This is a genomic window from Nocardiopsis terrae (genome assembly GCF_014651695.1).
Taxonomy (GTDB): Bacteria; Actinomycetota; Actinomycetes; order Streptosporangiales; family Streptosporangiaceae; genus Nocardiopsis; species Nocardiopsis terrae.
The window spans coordinates 1-18154 of sequence record NZ_BMXJ01000004.1; the positions used below are offsets into that span (position 1 = coordinate 1).

The window sequence follows — 18154 nt, forward strand, 5'->3', positions numbered from 1 at the left end:
TCTCCCCGACGGGGCGGTCCCGAGCCTTCGACGCCACCGCCGACGGATTCGTCCCCGGAGAAGGCGTCATCACCCTCCTGCTCAAACCCCTCCACCACGCCCTACGCGACCACGACCACATCCACACCATCATCAAGGGCACCGCCGTCAACCACGGCGGACGCACCAGCGGACTCACCGTCCCCAACAGCACCGCACAACAACAAGTCATCACCGCCGCGCTCCGCGACGCCGACACCGACCCCGACACCATCACCCTGCTCGAAGCCCACGGCACCGGCACCCCCCTGGGCGACCCCATCGAAATCGAAGGCCTCACCCACGCCTACCGCCAACACACCCCACGCCACCAGTACTGCGCCATCGGCTCCATCAAAACCAACATCGGCCACCTCGAACCCGCCGCCGGACTCGCCGGACTCGCCAAAATCATCCTGGCCATGCGCCACCACACCATCCCCCCCACACTCCACCTCCACCACCCCAACCCCAACATCAACTTCGAAACCACCCCCTTCTACACCACCACCCAACCCACCCCCTGGACCACAAACCCCCACACCCCCCGACGCGCCGGCCTCAGCGCCTTCGGCATGGGCGGAGTCAACGCCCACATCATCCTCGAAGAACCCCCCAACGAGGCCGCCCAGGACTCGAAGCCGCTCGGGGAGTACCCGATCAGGGTCAGCGGCGCCACCGAGGAGGCCGTGCGGGAACTCGCGCAGTCCTACGCGGAACGGATCGAGTCCTGCCGGAGCCCGGTCGAACTGGCGAACGTGTGCCACACCATCAACACCGGACGCGCCGAGCTGGGGTTCCAGACGGCCGTACTGGGCGAGGACGCCGCTTCGCTGGCCCGTGCCCTGCGCGAAGCAGCGGAGACCGGCGGCGCGATCGTGCCGGCTGTCGGCCCGGCCGGGGGACCAAGCGCCACGGACCCGGACGCCGCCGTGCGACTGGCCCGTCGGGGGCACACGGGAATCGACTGGGCGGCCGTGTCCGCGCCCGGCGCGCGGGTCGTACCGGACGTTCCCTCCTACCCCTTCGCCCGACGGAGCTTCTGGTCGACCCGTGACCACGCCGTGGAGGTTCCCGCCCCGCGGGAGGCCGTCCCGGCGACGGTCACCACCGAAACACCCAGGGCGCTGCGCACCCGGTGGCGCCCCTCACCCGCCCCCACCGCCCCGCACGGTGCCGGCGGACGGGTCCGCCTCGTGTGCGAGGAGAGCGACCCGCTCGGCCGCGCCCTGCACGAGGAACTCCTCTCCGCGGGGTACACCGTCTCGACCCGGGCGTCCGACACGGCCGCGCCCGTCCTGGTGGTCGTCGACCGCGGGTCGGAGGGGTTCTGGTCCGACCTGGGCGAGTGGACCCTCGCGCTGGCCCCGGGCCAGCGCCTGTCATGGATCGGCCGGGGGACGGCCGCGGTGACCCCAGGGGAACCGGCGAAGCTCGACCCCGGGGCCGCGGCGCGCGCGGCCGCGGTGCTGGCAGCCGCGGCCGAATCCCGCCTGACCGCCACCGCGACCGACCTGCTGCCGGACGCGGACCCGGCCGCTTCGGCGCGCGCGATCGTCGCCGACCTCGCGCGAGAGCAGGAGGGACCAGAGGCGGTGGCCGTGCGCGAGGGCGTCCAGTACCGACCCCACCGGGAGGCGCTCACCGAGCCCGCTCAGCTCCCCGACCTCTCGCAGGGTTTCGTGTTGGTCACCGGTGGTTCAGGGGGCGTGGGACGCCTGCTGGTGGGCCGGCTGGCGGAACTCGGTGCCCGGCGGGTGGGGATCATCGGCCGCAGAAGGCTGGACACGGCGGACCTGGCCGAGCTGTCCGACCTCGCCCCCTCCGCCGATGTGGCCTACCTGCCCTGCGACGTGACCGAGGAATCCGCGCTCAGGGCGGCCGTGCACGAATTCTCCCAGCGGTGGGGGCGCCTGACCGGAATCGTGCACGCCTCCGGGCGGGCACTGGCCTTCGGCTCACACCGCAGACGCGGCGCGGAGGAGGCCGCCCGGACCCTCTCCCCGAAGACGGCGGGCTCGGATCACGTCCTGGCCGTCGCACGGGAGCGGGAGGCCGCGTTCGTGGTCCTGGTCTCCTCGGTGGCCGGCGAGGACCCCGCGGCAGGACGGGGCCTGGTCGACTACGCCATGGCCAACGCCTACCAGCTCGGGCTGGCCGAACGGGCCGGGTCGGAGGCCGGTCCGACGGTGGTGACCGCACACGCTTGGCCCGACTGGTCCGGCGTGGGTCTGGAAGCGGACGCCTCCTTCTCGGCCACCGCGTCACTGAAGGTCCCCGAAGCCCTCGCCGGCTTCTCCGCCCACCTGTGTTCGGGCGGTCGGGTGTCCTTCCCGGGCCGCGCCTCCGCGGAGAAGCCCCCGGAACACTCCGCGCAGGCGCCGCCCGAGACCCGGAGCGCTGCGCACGCAACGGTAGGGGTGAGCGAGGGAACGGTCTCGCTGGTGCGTTCCTGCCTGTCCGAGCTGTTGGGTGAGGATCCCGGCGACCGGCCTGTCAGCGATATGGGGCTGGACTCACTGGCCATCGCCGACCTGGTGGCCCTACTGGAACGGCGCCACGGGCGCACTGTCGACCCCTCAGCCGTCATGCGGGCCCGAACGGTGGAGGACGTCGCCGCGCTCCTCGACGGTGGGGCGGCCCCCGAGGGAACCGCACCCGTCGAGAGGGATGCCTCCGCCGGATCGGCCTCCCTCAGCGCCCTACTGCGGCCCCTCGCGCGCAGATGATCCCAGACGCCCGACAAAGGAGGAGCCCCATGACGGCAGCAGGAGAGGTTTCCGGTGGAAGCACCGACACGAACGGCGACGTAGCGGTCATCGGGATGGCGCTGCGCCTTCCCGGAGCCGAAGACGTCGAGGACCTGGGCTGGCTCCTGTCAGGGGACCGGCACGAAGTGGGCCCTGTGCCTCCCGGCCGGTGGGCCCGGGGCCTGTACCCGGAAGCGACCGGGCAGGGTGCCTTCCTCCAGGGCGCCTACTGCTTCGACCACACCAGGTTCGGGCTGACCGCCGAGCAGGCCCGGCGGCTGGACCCCCAGCACAGGATGATGATGGAGGTCGGTGCGCTGGCCATGGAGGAGGCCGGACTGCTGGTGGAAGGCTCGCGGCGGCGCACCGGGGTCTTCGTCGGAAGCCGGATGAACTCCTACGGCTTCGAGAAGGGCAGGTCCGAGGACGAGGGCCGGGGGCCGGAGCGCGCCGCGGCGCTCTGGGGCCGCTCCCAGAACTTCGCCGCCGCCTGGCTGTCGGACCGGCTCGACCTGCGCGGCCCCAGTCTGGTCGTGGACACCGCGTGCTCGTCGTCGCTCACCGCGGTCTGGCTGGCCTGTCAGAGCCTGAGCTCCGGCGCGTGCTCGACCGCCCTGGTCGGGGGCGTGGACCTGTTGGTCGATCCGCTGACCCTGACCATGCTCACCAACGCTGAAGCGCTCTCCCCCGAAAGCCGCTGCCGGACCTTCGACGAACGCGCCGACGGCTACGTGCCGGGCGAAGGGGCCGTGGCTCTGGTCCTCAAACCCCTACGCGAGGCACTCGCCGACGGTGACCCCGTACTGGCCTCGATCGTGGGAGCCGCGGTCAACAACGACGGGAGGACCATGGGGGTGACCACCCCCAACCTGGACGCCCAGGTTGAACTGCTCTCCGAGGTGTACTCCCGGGTGGACGCGTCGACCGTCGGTTACGTGGAGGCCCACGGCACCGGGACCGCGATAGGCGATCCCATCGAGGTGCGGGCCCTGAGCGAGGTGTTCGGCCGGGCCGGGGCCGGACCGGAGTCGGTGGCACTGGGCTCGCTCAAACGCCGGACAGGACACCTGCACTCAGCCGCGGGGCTGGCCGGTCTGGCCAAGGCCGTTCACATCGTGCGCTCCGGCAGGGTTCCGCCCACCGCGGTGGAACGGCCCAACCCCCGGCTGCGGCTGGAGGGCAGCCCCTTCCACCTGCCCGAGCAGGAGTCCGTCTGGACCCTGGAGGGTCCGCGCCGCGCAGCGGTGAGCGGATTCGGTTTCGGCGGCACCAACGCGCACGTGGTGGTGGAGGCTCCCCCGGAGCGGCCCGGTCCCGTGGCCGGGCCCCCGTCCCTCGTACTGCCCCTGTCCGCCGACACGCCCGAGGGACTGCGCGAGCTGGCCGCACAGTGGCTGGAGCTGCTGGAGACACAGGAGGGCTCCGCCGCCGACCTGTGCGCGACGGCCCAGCTGAGGCGTCCGCACAGAGCCGTACGGGCGCTGGTGAGAGGCGGGGACGCCACCGCCCTGGCCCTGGCCCTGCGCGCCCGGCTGCTCAGCCCGGACTTCGCCGAACCCCTCCCGCACGGGACCGTGAAAGCGGGCTGGGGGGCCTCGGCCATGGACTCCCCTCCCCCCTGGCTGCCGGCGCTGTGCGCGGCCTACCGGCCGGTGGAGGAGGTCACGGCCCGCTTCGAGGAGGCGACCGGACTGGGACGGTCCGAGTTCAGCGGTCAACTCCTGGAGTTGTGCACGGGAGTAGCCGTCACCACCGCTCTGCGCGAAGCCGGGTTGGACGCGGAGTCGGTGGCCCTGCCCCCGGAGTGGGGCCCGGTCGCCGCCCACGTGTGGGAGGGGACGCCCCTGGAACAGGCGTTGGCCGAGGTGCTCGCGAGCAGACCGGGCGAACCCGAGCCCCCGGAGGGGACGGATCTCCGGGCACGCCTGTCGGCCCCCGGTGCCGACCCCGTCGAGGTCCTGGAGGCCGTCGTCGGCGAGTTCTTCGAGCGGGGGCACCGAATCGACTGGGAGAGGCGCCGCGGCGGCCTGCCCTGGGTTCCTCGCGGCCTGCCCAGGGAACAACCGCAGGGACCCACCCTGGACCTGGCCGAACAGCACCGCTCCGCCGAACCCGGAGGGCAGCTGCGGACAGAGCCCGGCCCGGGTTCCGCCTTCTCCTTCTCACGCGTGTTCGGTCCGGGTGAGGACCCCATCGCCCAGCACTGGGTCCACGGCGACTCCATGCTTCCGGGGGTCGGCTGGTTCGACTTCCTACGCGAGGGTGTCCAGGCTGCCGGAGGCCGCTTCAACGGGGTGGACGACGTCGTCTTCCACCGCCCGCTCATCCCCTCCGGGGCACACGAGGTGAGGGCCTCCGTCGAGGCCGACCGGCGCTTCACGGTGCGGGGAGAGGACGGTTCGCTCCTGGTCACCGGTCTCCTGGCCGACGCCGAGGAGTCGGACCGGGAGGGCGAACCGCTGGCCGAACTGCTCGCCGAGTGCTCCTCGCTCCGCTCGGGTTCGACGGTCTACCGGTGGCTGCGCAGGATCGGTTACCGCCACGGCCGCTACTACCGCAATGTCTCGTGGGTGGCGGCCCGCCCGGGGGGCACCCTGGCCAGGGTCGAGGGGGGAAGGCAGAAGGGGCTCAACCGGGAGGGGACGGTCCTGTACCCGGGCCTGCTCGACAGCGTGACGATCGTCGCCATCTCCCCGGAGAACCCGGTCTTCGGCAGTGAGGACTCCTCCGCCTTCATCCCCCTGTCGATCGGGCGGATGCGGGTGTTCGGCTCCATGGACGAGGCGGCCTTCGTCCGCACCGACGTCGCCTTCTGGAACGAGGAGGCGTGCCGGTGCACGCAGGTGGTGACCGATGCACGGGGCATCGTGCTCCTGACCCTGGAGGACATCACCGCCAAGAGGGTCGCGGTCGACGCCTTCACCGGGGACGGCGCCCGCACGAAACCGGTCTCCGCTCCCGGAGCGGAGACCGCGCCCAAGCCCCCGCCGCCCCCGCGGCAAGCGCCGGCCACGGGGGCGGCAGGGGTGTCGGGAGCCACGGCCTCCCGGGCCCTGGCCTGGTTCCTGGCCGTCACCGGTATCCCCGAGGAGGAGGCGGACACCGAGTTCATGTCGGCGGGCTTCGACTCGGCGGGCCTGGTCGAACTCAGCGACCGGCTCTCCACCGAGTACGGCCTGGACCTCTACCCCACCGAGTTCTTCGAGTTCCCCACTCCCGCGGCCTTCGCCGAGAACCTCGCCGAACAGCAGCCCGGGGCGGTCGCGGGTCTCGGGGTGCCGGAAGGCCCGCAGACCCGGGAAGTCCCTCCGTCGCCCGCCGGTTCCCCGTCGGAGGCCTCCGACGGGGAACCCGACCCCGGCGATCCGCCCGCCGACACCGCGGAGCCGTCACCGCGCCCGCCCCACACCGACCGGGGGTCCTCAGCGGCCAGCGGAGTGACCGCCCCGGGGACACCGGGGGAGGAGGCGTCCCCGACCCCGGACGGGAGCGGGACCACGGTCGCCGTGACCGGTATGGCACTGACGCTGCCCTGCGGGGAGGACATGGAGGACCTGTGGAAACTGCTGAGTGAGGGACGGGTGAGCGTCGGCCCGCTCCCCCGTACGCGCGAAGGCGGGGACTTCGGCGGTGAGCTCCCCCGCGCGTCCTTCCTGGAGCGGGTCGACCTCTTCGACCCGGCGCCCTTCCGCATATCACCGCGGGAGGCGCCGCTGATCGACCCGCAGGCACGACTGCTGTACGAGACCGTGTGGCGGGCCCTGGAGGACGCCGGATGGATGGGAGAGCGGTCCCGGGGCAGTCGGACCGGCCTGTGGGTGGCCTACAGCCACGACCACTACCACGAGGAGCGCCAGCGCGCGGGAGTCGCGCAGGGGCGGGGCCTGGGCCTGGAGGCGATGATCCCCAACCGCCTGTCCCACGTGATGGACTGGACCGGACCGAGCGTTCTGGTCAACACCCTGTGTTCGTCCTCGCTGGTGGCCCTGCACCAGGCGGTGCGGCACCTGCGCTCAGGGGAGATCGACACGGCGGTGGTCGCGGGCGTGCACGCGGGGATCTGCCCGGAGTACTTCAGTTCGATGCGCGAACTCGGGGCCCTGTCCCCCTCGGGCCTGTGCCGGACCTTCGACGCCACCGCCGACGGAATGGTGCCCGGAGAGGGATCGCTGGCGGTCGTACTCAGACGGACCGACGACGCCCTGGGCGAGCGCGAGCGCATCCACACCATCATCAAGGGCACCGCCGTCAACCACGGCGGACGCACCAGCCGCTACTCGGCGCCCAGCCCCCGGGGACAGCGGGAGGTCATCGCCGCGGCGCTCCGTGACGCCGACACCGACCCCGACACCATCACCCTGCTCGAAGCCCACGGCACCGGCACCCCCCTGGGCGACCCCATCGAAATCGAAGGCCTCACCCACGCCTACCGCCAACACACCCCACGCCACCAGTACTGCGCCATCGGCTCCATCAAAACCAACATCGGCCACCTCGAACCCGCCGCCGGACTCGCCGGACTCGCCAAAATCATCCTGGCCATGCGCCACCACACCATCCCCCCCACACTCCACCTCCACCACCCCAACCCCAACATCAACTTCGAAACCACCCCCTTCTACACCACCACCCAACCCACCCCCTGGACCACAAACCCCCACACCCCCCGACGCGCCGGCCTCAGCGCCTTCGGCATGGGCGGAGTCAACGCCCACATCATCCTCGAAGAACCCCCCACACCACCCCCCACCACACCACTGCCCCAACAAGCCCACCTCCTCAAGATCACCGCACCCAACGAAACCGCACTCCGCCAACTCGCCACGGACTACGCGGACGCGGTGAGCGGGAGGGACCGGGGAACAGCCGCCGGAGCACAGGAGGAGGGGGCACAGGCCTCCGAGCGGGCGAACGGGATCAGGCACAGCAGCGACCTGGCGGACTTCGCCTACACGGTGAACACCGCGCGCCCGTCGTACCGGCACCGCGCGGTGGTGGTCACCGACCAGGAGCACGTGGAGCAGGACCTGCGCGCCGTGGTGTCGGGGGAAACCCCCATCACCACCACACACAACCAACCCCCACCCACCGCCTTCATCTACACCGGCCAAGGCTCACAACACCCCAACATGGGCCACACCCTCTACACCACCGAACCCACCTACCAACACACCATCAACCACTGCGAACACCTCCTCCAACCCCACACCACCACCCCCCTCACCCAACTCCTCTACGGCAACCAACAACACCTCCTCAACCACACCCAACACGCACAAATCGCCATCGTCACCACCCAAGTCGCCCTCACCACCCTCCTCAACCACTGGGGCATCCACCCCCACATGGCCATCGGCCACAGCCTCGGAGAACTCACCGCCGCCTGGGCCTGCGGCACCCTCACCCTCCCCGACCTCCTCCACCTCACCGCCACCCGCGCCCACCACATGCAACAACAACCCACCACCGGCACCATGGCCACCATCACCGGCCCCACCCAAGACACCACCCAACTCCTCCACCACCACCCCACCATCGAAATCGCCGCCTACAACTCCCCCACCCACACCACCATCACCGGCCCCACCCCCCACATCACCCAACTCGTCCAACAACTCGGCCCCACCAAAGCCCACCTCCTCAACGTCTCCCACGCCTTCCACTCCGCCCACATGGACGGCGCCCTCACCCCCTTCACCAACACCCTCACCACCACCCCCCTCACCCCACCCCACACCCCCCTCATCAACGGACTCACCGGCACCTGGCACACCCCCACCACCGCCACCAACCCCACCACCTGGGCCCACCAAATCCGCCAACCCGTCCACTTCCACACCGGCATCACCCACCTCCACCACCACGGCGCACGCCACTACTGGGAAATCGGCCCCCAACCCCACCTCACCCCCCACGCCCGCACCACCCTCAACGACCCCACCACCCACTGGCACACCACCCTCCGCAAAAACCAACCGGAACAGCGAAACCTTCTGGCAGAGGTCGCCAAGTACCACCGCGCTTCGGGAGAAGAATTGAACTGGGCCGCACTCCACGAGGGGAAAGGCGATAGCCTGACCCGCGTCCCGGGGCACCCTCTGGAACGGAGAAGTTTCTGGATCTCCGCCCCCCAGAGGCACGAAGGCCCCGTTTCCAGTGGTGGCACCGACAGCGCCCCAGGCTCTCGCGAACTCCCTTCCGGGAACTTCCGAAGCCACCCGCTCCTCGGTGACCTCAAAACCCCAGAGGGAGACGACCATGTCCAGTGAATACGGCCTCAAGAAACACTTCACGGGAGAAACTGCGACGATCCTGGGCGATCGGATCCAGGCCTCCCTCCCCCATTTCGACACCCGGGGGTACGCCGCCGAGGTGGACCGCAGGGTCCCGGGCCTGGAGCTCAAGGACCGCGTTCTGATCCTCGCCGAAGGCCTGCGGTCGCGACTGCCCGAGAGCTACCCGAAAGCGCTTGAGGTCCTGGGAAGCACCCTCGGGGACGAACTCCCCGAGGGGCGCGGGATGTTCACCGCGAGTTGGTTCCTGATGCCGGTCGCACGTTACGTCGAAGAATACGGGCTCGGGCATCCGCAGGAGTCCCTGGACTTCCTGGAGGCCGTGACCCGTTGCCACACCGCGGAATACGCCATTCGCCCGTTCATCACGGAACACCGCGAACTCACCATGGCCCGGATCAGGGAATGGGCACACGACAGCAGCCATAATGTCAGGCGCCTGGCCAGCGAAGGAACCAGGGCCAGGCTTCCCTGGGCAAGCCAACTGCCGTTCTTCATCGAGGACCCGTCCCCCGTTCTGGAAATCCTTGAGGTGCTTCGCAGCGACCCCTCGGATTACGTGCGCAAATCCGTGGCCAACAACCTCAACGACATCTCCAAGGACCACAGTGGAACCGCTCTGGCCACCGCGGAGCGCTGGTCGAGGGAAAGCCCGACACACGAGACCGCCTGGATCGTCAGGCACGCCCTGCGCACCCTCGTCAAGAAGGGGGACCAGGAGGCCCTGGCACTCCTCGGGACCACGGGCGGCGAACACATCAGGGTGCACGACCTGAGCGTTCGGCCCGCGGTCATCAGGCTGGGCGACACCCTCACCATCCGCTTCACGGTCGAGAACACCGACACGCGCCCGCACCACGTGACCGTGGACTACGTCGTCCACCACGTACGCAAGAACGGACAGCTCATCCCCAAGGTGTTCAAGCTCTCCGAGCTCGGCCTGGCCCCCGGACAGGCCCAGAGCCTGGAGAAGTCGCACACGGTGAAGGAGGTGCAGACCCGCAGGTACTACCCGGGTGAGCACCCCGTCGACGTCCAGGTGAACGGACTGGCCATGGCCACCGACAGATTCGAGCTCCTCCTATGACCGTATTCCGCAACCTCGTGCGGCGGGACGAGCCCCTGGCCGCCGACCACCTGGTCGGCGACAGGGCGGTCCTGCCCGCCTCAGCACAACTCGATTCCCTGGTCACAGCACTGGACGCGGTGCACCCCGGAGGGTCCTGGCGCCTCGAACGCACCCATTTCCTGGCCCCGCTGGCCGTGGGCGAGGACGGTGTCGAGGTGGAGACCGCCCTGGAACAGAGCGGCACGTGCACCGTGCGTTCGCGTCCTGTCGGATCCGGGGCGTGGACCGAGAACTCCCGGGGCACCGCCGTGCGCGAGGTGTTGGCCCCGCCCCCCTACGAAGACCTCGCCACCGTCACCGGGAGCTGCCCCGACCCCGTCGACCTCGACCTCTTCCGGGAGTGGCAACAGCAGAGCGGTATCACCTACGGCCCCCACTTCCGGGCGGTGCGCTCACTGCTGCGCGGACCGGACCGCGTCCTCGCCCTCCTGCGCACGGGGGAGGAGCCCCTCAGCCCCCACACAGTCCCGCCCCCGCTGCTGGACGCCGCCTTCCAGTGCCTGGGGTTCCTGGACGGGGGACGGGCCGGCGCCTGCCTGCCCTGGGCGGTGCACACGTTCTCCGTCCGGCGCCGGATCTCAGGCAGCGTCTGGTGCCTGGCCGAACGCACCGGCGGTGACGGAAGCATGGTCAGGGGAAGGTTCAGCCTCTTCAGCCAGCAGGGCGAGATCCTGCTGGAAGCGGAGGGGGTGACGCTCCGGTCCGCGTCCCCGCCCCCGGAGGGCGCCCCGGACCCGGCCGCACGCATCGCCGCGGACCCGGCACGACTCACGCCGACGGCTCCCGCGGAGACGGTGGGCCACTTCGTCTGGGACCCGGTGGAGCCCGCCCCGGAGCCGTCCAGCGCGGACGCGGCAGAGGTGGTCCTTCGGCCGGACGCGGAAGCGGCCGGGGAACTGCCCGAGATCACGCGCACCGTCGAGGAGCTGGTGTACGTCGCCCCCCGGGGCGTACGCGGGGCCGAAGGCGCGAACGCGCTGATCCGGGGATTCTTCCGGATGGTGGCGACCGTCACGACGCAACGCCCGACTCCCTCCCTCACCGTGATCACGGACGGCGCACACGAGAGCGAACCCGCGCACACGGCACTGTGGGGGCTCGTACGCAGTCTGCGCAAGGAGCTGCCCCGGGCACGGTTGCGGCTGGTGGACTTGGGCGGCTCGCCGGAACCGACCTCGGTGCCGCGTTTCGCCGAGCCCGAACTGCGCCTGATCGACGGAGTCTGGCACCGCCCCAGGCTGGCGACCGCCCCGCCGGCGCCCGTCAAGCCCCCCACGGTGGAGGACAAGCGCTTCCTGGTCACCGGAGGCATGGGCGGGATCGGTCTCCACGTGGCCGAACACCTGGTCGACCTGGGCTGCGCACACCTAACCCTGGTCGGCAGGTCGCGGCCGGGACCGGGTGAGCGCTCCGAGCGCCTGCGCCGCCTCGCCGAACGGTGCGAACTCGTACTGCACACGGGTGACGTCTGCGACCTCGGTCCCCTGCTGGCCGGCTCCGAGCGCTTCCACGGCGTCTTCCACTGCGCGGGCGTGCTCCGGGACGGTCTGGCCCGCTCCCTGGAACCGGAACAGGTGGCGGAGGTACTCCACCCCAAGATCGGCGGTGTGCACACCCTGGCCGACGGCCTCGGGGAACGGGCCCCGGACTTCGTCGCCCTCTTCTCCTCCGTCGCCGCCGTGCACGGCAACCTGGGCCAGACCTCCTACGCGGCGGCCAACGCCTACATGGACGGGTTCGCCGCCTCCCTGCGGGAGAAGGGGCTGCCCTGGTACGGGCTGGCCTGGGGGCTGTGGGAGGTGGGCATGGGCGAGGCCGTCGGTGACGGGGCCTCCCTGCGGGGAGTACCGGCCCTGTCGGTGAAGACGGGCCTGGAGATGCTCGACACCGTCCTGGCCCACCCTCCCGGAAATTACGTGCTGACCCCAGCCGACGCAACCAAGGAGCACGACATGGCCCCCGTGACGACCACCGACGACCTGTGGGCACCACTGCGCGACATCCTGGCCGAGGCACTCCGACTGGAACGCGTGGAGCCCCAGGACAACCTGCTCGAACTCGGTCTGGACTCCATCACCGCGGTGGAGGTGGGCGCCGCGTTGGGCGCACGCGGGATCGACATCGACACGGCCGTGCTCTTCGAGCGGCCCGACATCACCGACCTCCTCGCCCACCTGTCCTCACTTCCCGCAGGTACCGCGCCCGCGCGGCCCGGGGCCCAGACCGCACCGGCAGCCGCCGGCGCCGTCCCCGGGGCGAGCACGTTCAACGCGCCCTGGGACCAGTACAGGAACGGCTCCGCTCCGGCCGAGCCGTCAGCCGGCTCGCCGGCGGTGCCGCGGACGGCACCCCCGCCCTCCCCTCCCGCAGCGCCCCCGGCGCCCCCGGCGCCCGCCGTGCGCGTACCGGAGCCGTCAGCACCCGAGCGGTCGGGCCGTCCCTCCCCCGGGCCGGCGGGACCGCACCTGACACCCCGGCGCACGCTTCCCGCGCGCCTGTCCAACCGCGCCGAGGGCACCTTCCTGGAAAGGCGCATCGACTCCCTCTCCGCCGAGGACCGCGAGATCGTCGCCCGAAACGACTACTTCTACGAGCCCGTGATCGAGGCGGCCGAGGGCCCGCGTATCCGATTCGACGGGAAGTGGTTCCTCAACCTGGCCTCCTACAGCTACCTCGGACTACTGGGGCACGACTACATCAGCGCGCAGGCCCAGGCGGCTGTGCGACGCTTCGGGACCGGAGCACACGGCGTACGCCTCCTGGCGGGAACGTACGACCTGCACCGGGAGTTGGAGCTGGCAATCGCGGACTTCCTCGGAGCCGAGGACGCCATCGTCTACTCCAGCGGCTACATGGCGAACCAGGCGACCCTCGGAGCGCTGCTCGGCCCGGGGGACGTCGTTCTCGGCGACGTGTACAACCACGCGAGCATCCTGGACGGCTACCGGCTGTCAGGCGCCCAGGTGGTCACCTACGCCCACAACGACCTCGGCGACCTGGAGCGCGTCCTGCGCCGGACCGAGGGGTCCGGACGCATACTGGTCACCGACGCGGTCTTCAGCATGGACGGCGACATCGCGGACCTCCCCGGAATCCTCGACCTGTGCGAACGCCACGACGTTCCGGTGATGGTGGACGAGGCCCACAGCATCGGTGTCCTCGGGGCGACCGGCAGAGGAATCGTCGAACACTTCGGGCTGGATCCGCATCGCGTCGATATCAAGATGGGCACCCTGTCCAAGACCATCCCGAGCTCCGGCGGCTACGTGGCCGGATCCCGGGACCTGGTCTTCGCGTTGAAGAACAACGCGCGCGGCTGGATGTTCTCCGCAGCGTCCACACCCGCCCAGATCGCGGCGGCCAGGGCCGCGTTGGAGGTCATCGACGCCGCACCGGGGATGGTCGGCCGCCTGGGCCGGCTCGCCGACCGGTACCGGGACCGGCTTCACGCACTGGGTTTCGACACGCTCAAGAGCGCCTCGCCGGTCGTCCCCGTCCTCTGCGACTCCGCGGAACAGGCTCAGGAGATGGCCCGCCTCTGCCAGGCGGACGGCCTGTTCGTGCAACCGATCGTCTACCCGGCCGTGCCCCGAGCCCTGCCCCGCCTGCGCACGATCGTCAACCTCAGTCACTCCGCCGCCGACCTGGAGGAGGCGGCCTCGGTCCTGGAGAGGGCCGGACGGCGGCTCGGCCTCATCAGGTGAGTCCGCGGTCCCGACAGCAGAACCCGCGCACCAGTACGAACACCCAGTGGAAAGGAACGGACATGAGCGAGGTCAACAGCAGCGCGTTCTTCGGTGCGGTACTGAAGGGGATCGCGTGCACCAGGAACAACGGCCCCGACGGCGAGGACTACGAGCGCGGCGTCATCGAACCCGCCCGGCGCATCCGGGAACTGGAGAAGGAGGCCTCCGGCCGTGAACTGACCTCCGCCGAGGCCGAGCGCGTGCTCGGCTGGCTGGAGACCGTGCTGGACACCAAGCGCACGCCGGCCGAGGAGCGTGAGCACCACATCCGGCACGTGTGCGAGGCAGGCGGTCTCACCGTCGTCGCACGGGTCTCGGTCTGACGTGCCCGGCTTCGCGTGGTACAGCCACGAACTCTGCCACTGGCACGACCCCGGGCCCGGTTCGGGTTACGTACCGGTGGGCCCGTGGGTCGAGCCGCTGCGGCAGTTCGCCGTCGATCCCGACCTGCGCCGTGCCGAGGGTCTGGTCAGGGCGTACGGAGTGTTGGACAGGTTCGACTGCCTGACTCCCGAGGCCGCCACGGACGAAGAACTGGAGACCGTCCACAGCGCGGCACACGTGTCCAGGATCGAGGAGGCCTCAGCCCGGGGCGGCGGCGACGCGGGAGTGTACGCCCATGTGAACTACCACAGTTCGAGGGCGGCCCGGCTGGCAGCCGGGGCGTGCGCGGCCGCGGTACGCGATGTGGTCGGGGGCGGCCACGACAGGGCCTACTGTCTGGTCCGGCCCCCCGGGCACCACGCGGAGCCGGACCGGGCCATGGCCCTGTGCCTGTTCAACAACGTGGCGATCGGGGCCCGTGCCGCCCAGGGGATGGGGCTCTCCCGGGTGATGGTGCTCGACTGGGACGTACACCACGGAAACGGCGTCCAGAAGGCGTTCGAGGAGGATCCCGATGTTCTGTACGTCTCGATCCACCAGGACGGCCTCTTCCCGCCGAACTCGGGCTCCGTCACGGAGACCGGTGTCGGAGCGGGCGAGGGCAGCACCCTGAACATCCCCCTGCCTGCGGGTTCGGGTCATGACGCCTACCTGGCGGCCTTCACCGACGTGGTGGCCCCGGCCGCACGCAGGTTCCGTCCCGAGCTGATCCTGGTGGCGGCCGGGGTGGACGCGAGCGGGCACGACCCGATGGGACGCATGCTGTGCACGAGCCTGACCTTCCACACCCTGGTCAGGAAGGTCTGCGACCTCGCCGGGGAGTTGTGCGGCGGACGTTGCGTGTTCGTGCACGAGGGCGGCTACTCAGCCTGGTACCAGCCCATGCTCGTACTCGGCACGGCGAGCGCCATCGCGGACCTGCCCGCACCGGAGGACCCGTTCCGGCACTCCCTGGACCACCTGCCCGGTCAGCGCGTCCAAGCCCACCAAAGGCGGGTACTCGACTTCCTGCGCGACCACCATCCCCTGATCCGGTGAGGACCATGTCGAACTGGCTGACACGCGTGGGCAAGGCCCACCCCCCGTTCCGAGGACGTCTGATCGCGCTGCCGCACGCAGGGGGATGGCCCTCCGCGTTCACACCTTGGCGTGCTCTGGTACCTGATGACGTGGACCTGCTCGTCGCCCAACTGCCCGGGCACGGCGCACGCATCTCGGAGGATCCCCTGCGCCGGGTGGAGCCGATGGTCGAAGGCCTGGTGGAGGCGCTGCTGGCTCGTGACCCCCTTCCTCTCGCGGTGGTCGGACACAGCTTCGGAAGCGTCCTGGGCTACGCGTTGGCCCGGGCCCTGGAGGAGCGGGGCCGACCACCGAGGCTGTTGGTGGTCTCGGCCCGGCAGCCACCGTGCTTCCCCGACGTCGCCCCCTTCGCGCACCAACGCCCCGAAGAGGAGTTGGTGGAGCACCTGGTGCGTATCGGCGGCCTGCCCTCGCGTCCGGACAGGCACAAGGTGATGACGGGACCGGTGCTGGACGCGGTGCGGGCCGACCTCGAGGCGATGGAGACCTACAGGCGTCCGGCCGAGGAAACGGGGGTACCGATCCTGGCGGTGGGCGCGGCCGACGACCCGGTCGTCGTGACGGAGCGGATGCCGCTGTGGAGCCTGGAGACGGCGTCCGCGTTCCGGTGGGAGCTCTTCGAGGGAGGGCACTTCTTTCTCTACACCCCGCAGGTCGCGTCCAGGGTCATCGCCCACGCCGTGCGCGCCCTGCCCCTCGGGGGCGGCCAGGCCGGTGAACAAGCTCTCGCCGACACGAACCTTCAGGTCGCCCGTCCCTGACCGGGGCACACCGGTCATACCTTTCCCCGACACCCATTCTTCAACGAATCTCAATACAGGGTTCGGACACGCACCCCAAAAGGGACAAAGATAATCAAGACTCCGAAGCAAGCACGAAAAACAAGAGGAACAAAGGTCTTTTTTTAACCACAAAACTAGCGATAGCATGCCCAAACCCCCCTAGGTGAAGGGTTCCCAACCGCACCGACCCCTGACGAAAACGTTCCGAAAACCCCAAAACGGGGCGAATCTGCCATGCCACTCCCCCAACCGGATCCGGGGGTGACATCCGCAAAATGTCTTACCCCCGAATGAGGATGGATCGAACCGGGGACAAGCCCCGGACACGTCAGAGAAGAAGGAAAAATGCACAACGCCCCCCCGACCCCGGCGCGAGCCGGGGCCAGGCAGTGGACCGGACTGGCCGTCCTGGCCCTGCCCACCCTGCTGGCCTCGATCGACATCAGCGTGTTGAACCTCGCCGCCCCCCACGTCAGCGCTGACCTCGGTGCCGATGGCACACAGATGCTGTGGATCATCGACATCTACGCCTTCATGATCGCCGGGTTCCTGGTCACCATGGGTACCCTCGGTGACCGGATCGGTCGGCGCAGACTCCTCCTGGTCGGCGGCACGGCCTTCGGGATCGCCTCGGTGTTGGCGGCCTACTCAACCTCTCCCGAGATGCTGATCGCCGCCCGCGCCCTGCTGGGCTTGGCCGGCGCGACCCTGATGCCGTCCACACTCGCCCTGATCAGCAACATGTTCGTGAACCCGGGTGAACGCGGAATGGCGATCGCCCTGTGGGCCACGGTCTTCTCCGTCGGCATCGCCCTGGGACCGATCGTCGGAGGCGCCCTGCTCCAGTCCTTCTGGTGGGGGTCGGTCTTCCTCATGGCTGTGCCGGTGATGATCCTCCTGCTGGCCCTGGCCCCCTTCCTGCTCCCCGAGTTCAAGGACCCCGGCGCCGGCAGGATCGACCTGTTCAGCGTCCTGCTCTCCCTGGCCGCCCTGCTGCCGTTCGTCTACGGCCTCAAGGAGTTCGCCCGGAACGGCTTCTCCGCCGTGCCGCTGGTGGCGGTCCTCCTGGGCCTGGCCGTGGGCGTCGCCTTCGTCTACCGCCAGCGGTCGCTCAGCAGCCCGCTGCTGGATCTGAGCCTGTTCCGCAGCCTTCCGTTCAGCGTCCTGCTCTGCGCCATGCTCCTGACCATGTTCGTCGCGGGCGGCACCTATCTGTTCGTGACCCAGTACATGCAGCTGGTCGTAGGCCAGTCCCCCCTGGGCGCGGGCCTGTGGCTGCTGCCCGGCGCGCTCCTGCTGATCGTGACCTCCATGACGGCACCGGTCATGGCCGCGTTCGTGCGGCCCGCATACGTGGTGGCGGCCGGTCTGCTCGTCTCCGGAGCCGGTCACGCCGTCCTCGCCTTCGTCGACGGTTCCTCGTCCGTGACCGTGGCCGTGGTGGGCTTCACCCTCATCCTCGGCGGCGGCGGCCCCCTCATCGCCCTGGGCACCGACCTGGTCCTCTCCTCCGCTCCGGACGAGCGCGCCGGATCCGCGTCAGCCCTGGCGGAGACCAGCACTGAACTGGGGACCGCATTGGGAATCGCCGTGCTGGGCAGCATCGGGGCCTTCGTCTACCGGAGCGCGGTCCTGGTGCCTGAGGACCTTCCGGCACCAGCCGCAGACTCGGCCCGGGACTCGCTGGCGGCCACCGCCGTGGCCGCCGAGGAACTTCCCTCCAGCGTCGCATCGCCTCTGCTGGAAACAGCTCAGGCCGCCTTCACCAGCGCGGTCACCGCGATCGGCGGGATCAACGCGGCCCTGTCCGTCGTGCTCGCCCTGCTGATCCTGGCGACTCTGCGGCACCTGCCTGCCATGGGCGCACAGGAGGAGGCCGCTTCCGAAGCAGCCCCGGCCGCCACCGAACAGGGGTAACCGGATTCCTCGGACTCAGCGGTGGCGGCCGCCACCGCTGAGTCCCGTCAACCGG

At 70.4% G+C, this 18154-nt stretch carries 8 protein-coding genes; all 8 read left to right on the forward strand.

The window, feature by feature from the left end:
- On the forward strand, nt 1-2747 hold a 2747-nt coding region (locus tag IE195_RS11600; protein ID WP_191270573.1), incomplete at its 5' end, for an SDR family NAD(P)-dependent oxidoreductase.
- 29 nt (nt 2748-2776) lie between these two features.
- Nucleotides 2777-9037 (forward strand): type I polyketide synthase, encoded by a 6261-nt coding sequence (locus IE195_RS11605; protein ID WP_191270576.1) that lies wholly within the window; start codon nt 2777-2779, stop codon nt 9035-9037.
- Nucleotides 9027-10148: a DNA alkylation repair protein gene (locus tag IE195_RS11610; RefSeq protein WP_191270578.1), complete on the forward strand. Its 1122-nt coding sequence runs from the start codon at nt 9027-9029 to the stop codon at nt 10146-10148. The genes IE195_RS11605 and IE195_RS11610 overlap by 11 nt, the downstream gene beginning before the upstream one ends.
- Nucleotides 10145-13894, forward strand: coding sequence for a bifunctional SDR family oxidoreductase/pyridoxal phosphate-dependent aminotransferase family protein (locus IE195_RS11615; RefSeq protein ID WP_191270580.1), 3750 nt, complete (start codon nt 10145-10147; stop codon nt 13892-13894). Before IE195_RS11610 ends, IE195_RS11615 begins: the two co-directional genes overlap by 4 nt.
- A 62-nt stretch (nt 13895-13956) precedes the next feature.
- A complete protein-coding gene (locus IE195_RS11620; protein WP_191270583.1) occupies nt 13957-14259 on the forward strand; it encodes a hypothetical protein in 303 nt (100 codons plus the stop codon).
- 1 nt (nt 14260) lies between these two features.
- A complete protein-coding gene (locus tag IE195_RS11625; protein ID WP_191270584.1) occupies nt 14261-15358 on the forward strand; it encodes a class II histone deacetylase in 1098 nt (365 codons plus the stop codon).
- Between the two features lie 5 nt (nt 15359-15363).
- The gene (locus IE195_RS11630) at nt 15364-16161 is read left to right on the forward strand and encodes a thioesterase II family protein (protein WP_191270585.1); all 798 of its coding nucleotides are present in this window, start codon (nt 15364-15366) and stop codon (nt 16159-16161) included.
- Between the two features lie 366 nt (nt 16162-16527).
- The gene (locus IE195_RS11635) at nt 16528-18099 is read left to right on the forward strand and encodes an MFS transporter (RefSeq protein ID WP_191270586.1); all 1572 of its coding nucleotides are present in this window, start codon (nt 16528-16530) and stop codon (nt 18097-18099) included.
- The last annotated feature ends 55 nt before the right edge of the window (nt 18100-18154 follow it).